Genomic DNA, 2,604 nt, shown 5'->3' with positions numbered 1-2,604 from the left:
GCCGGAGAGCAGGGCCCGGGTGGTCTCCCAGCCCTCCACGGCAGGGTCGAGGAAGGCCAGGTCGGCCGGCCCACGCAGGCGATGCCAGGCGGGGGTGACCGCCAGGTCGCCGGGCTGCGGCGCCGCCGCGCGCACGTCCGCGGGCAGCGCCGTGTCCAGGTCCAGCGCCGGCAGCCACGGCGGTACGGGCAGCCGCGTCGCGACGCCGAGCAGCCCGGGACCGCCCTCGGCCGGGGCGACCGCGACCGGTCGGGTGGTGAGTGGGCGCAGAAGCTTGCCGATGGTCAGCCCGGGCACGTCGGGCGCGTCGCCGGCCAGCACCGCCACCTGGTCGTAACCGCCGGCCGAGCCTTCGAGGGCGGCGAAGACGGCGTTCGGGGTGGGCTCGGGCGCCTCGTGGACGGCCATGCCGGGCCAGAGGACCGCGTCGGCCAGCCACCGGTCGGCCGGGGTGACCGCCACCGCGGTCTCCACCTCGTTCAGCGTGGCGAGCAGGTCGACCACGTCCTCGGCGAGCGCGGCACGCCAGTCCACCAGGTCGATGCCCGGCGGCGACCAGGCCACCGGTCCGAGCAACGCCACCACCACACGTCGGGCCACCCCCCGACCCTAGCCGGAGCACCGGTTGGCGCGTCTCGCCGCCGCTGGGGCTGCCGCGCAGCCGGGCGGACGCAGGTGCGGCTCGGCCCCGTGAAGCTGCCGCGCGGACGGGCGGTCCCGAGCGGCCCGGCGGACGGGGCGGTCCCGGTGGGATCGGGACCGGCAGGTCAGTCGGTCAGCGGTGCGCCGGAGGCCGCCGCCACGCCCTCCAGGTAGCCCCGCGCGCGCTCGGACTTCGGATATCGCGCGACGAGCGCCCAGAACCGCGCGTTGTGGCTGGGCACGATGAGATGCGCGAGCTCGTGCAGGAGCACGTAGTCGATCACCCAGTCGGGCATGTCCTGGACGCGGTGCGAGATGCGGATGGTCCGGTCCGCCGGCGTGCAGGAGCCCCACCGGCCGTTCTGGTTGGTCACCCAACGGACGCTCGCCGGAACGGCCCGCGCGCCGTGGTCGGTGAGGTAGAGGTTGATCAGCCGGGTGGCCCGGACGAGCAGTTCGGCGTCGGACCGGGCGAGCCTGCCCTCCCGGGCGGCGAGCCGGGCGAGCATCCGGTCGACCCACTCGCTTTCCTCGGCCCGGGAGAACTGGTCGGGAATGAGGACGACGACCCGCTCGCCGTCGCGGTAGGCGGACACCGTCCGTCGCCGGCGCTGGCTGCGCCGTACCTCGACGACCGGCTTCCGCGTCCCTGCCATGGCGGGCCGCTCAGCCTCGGATTCCTGTCACGATGGAAAGCTAATGCGTACTGACCAGGGGTCCGCAAGAGTCAACCCCATGACACGCGCCCGGAAAATGGCGATTGGTCGCCAGGAGTCCCGAAAAATTCTTGCCGGCTCACAAGAAACCGCGCCGTCACGCTTCGTGGCGGGCTGCGCGGGGGGCCACGGCCATCCACCCCACCGTAGGTGATCATCCCGTCGGCGCCGCTCGGGGGTCCCCGTCCGGGTCATCTGGCGGGGTTCGGTCGGCGTGTCCCCGCCAAACTGACTTATCCGACCTAATTCGCCATGCACACTCTCGACGTCGACTTACTCACAGTGTCGATGCACAGCTGACATGGAACCGCCCAGACCTGGGTAGGGTCCGCGAACCAGCGGTCACGCAGGTGGCCGCGGGAGAAGGACCGAGCGCCGGCGCCCCGCGTGGCCCGCCGCCGGAAAACCCGCCGGGACGGCATCGACCGGCGGACGAGACGAGGAGGGCACCGTGGCCGACCAGGCCCAGACCTACAACGGTTACTGCGTCAAGTGCAAGGAGAAGCGGGACTTCGAGGGGCACATCGAGGTTTCGAAGACCGGGATGAACATGGCCAAGGGCAAGTGTCCGGTGTGCGGCACAACAGTGAACCGCATCCTGGGCAAGGCGAAGGTCTGACCCGTACGGGTCGGCGGGAGGGGTGGCCGACGGCCGCCCCTCCCGCCGTTTCACCCCGTTGGTCGGCCGCGACGCCGACGGCAACCTCGACCTGGCCGACCTCGAAGGATGCGGGACCGTCCGGCAGCGCCGGGCCACGGCCGCCAGCCACTGTCGGCTCCCCGACTCGGTTACCGGCCGGTTGTGGATATCGCGGCAAATCCTGTGGACAGCCCTGGACAGGGCGCCCCGCACCTGTGGACAGCGATCGACGGAGAGCACGGACGCGGTCACGATTCGTGTCATGAGCCGTGCCCCACTTCCCCGGCCCACGTTGCTGCCGGGGCTCACCCGACTCTGGCGGGACCGCCACACGCTCCAGCTCGGCGTCGAACCGGGTCGGGCGGTGCTGCTGGAGATCGCCAACCCCCGCGCGGCCCGGCTGCTCGACCTGCTCGACGGCACCCGCAGCGAGCGGGGCGTCCTGGAGCACGCGGCCGCCGACGTCGCCCCCGACGAGGCCCGTACGCTGCTCGACGCCCTGCGCGCCGCGGGCCTGGTCGTGCCGGCGCACACCCTGCTGCCGAGAGACCTGGCCGGGCCGGCGCGGGCCCGGCTCGCCGCCGAGGCCGGAGCGCTCGCCCTGGT

3 protein-coding genes and 1 pseudogene are annotated in these 2,604 nt (G+C 73.2%); 2 read left to right on the top strand and 2 right to left on the bottom strand.

All coding sequences use genetic code 11. The features are described 5' to 3' along the window. On the bottom strand, window positions 1–600 hold a 600-nt coding region (locus tag NCC78_RS30675), incomplete at its 3' end, for a hypothetical protein (protein WP_250798895.1). 167 nt (window positions 601–767) lie between these two features. Beyond that, entirely contained in the window at window positions 768–1,298 is a 531-nt protein-coding gene (locus NCC78_RS30670; protein WP_250798894.1) for a M48 metallopeptidase family protein, read from the bottom strand. Between the two features lie 511 nt (window positions 1,299–1,809). Between NCC78_RS30670 and NCC78_RS30665 the strand changes: the two genes are divergently transcribed. Both NCC78_RS30665 and NCC78_RS30660 read left to right on the top strand, forming a co-directional pair. Then, window positions 1,810–1,977: a DUF5679 domain-containing protein gene (locus tag NCC78_RS30665; protein WP_007072829.1), complete on the top strand. Its 168-nt coding sequence runs from the start codon at window positions 1,810–1,812 to the stop codon at window positions 1,975–1,977. Between the two features lie 283 nt (window positions 1,978–2,260). After that, window positions 2,261–2,604 (top strand): annotated as a pseudogene (locus NCC78_RS30660) (hypothetical protein); the annotation flags it as partial.

It is taken from the genome of Micromonospora phytophila (assembly GCF_023656545.1).
In the GTDB taxonomy this organism is placed as follows: Bacteria; Actinomycetota; Actinomycetes; order Mycobacteriales; family Micromonosporaceae; genus Micromonospora; species Micromonospora phytophila.
The sequence above is the reverse complement of the archived record's forward strand: the minus strand, read 5'-3'. Positions and strand labels throughout refer to the sequence as shown.

Coding starts and splice junctions, on each gene's coding strand:
- NCC78_RS30670 (WP_250798894.1), bottom strand. CDS start 1,298: ATGGCAGGGACGCGGAAGCCGGTCGTCGAGGTACGGCGCAGCCAGCGC.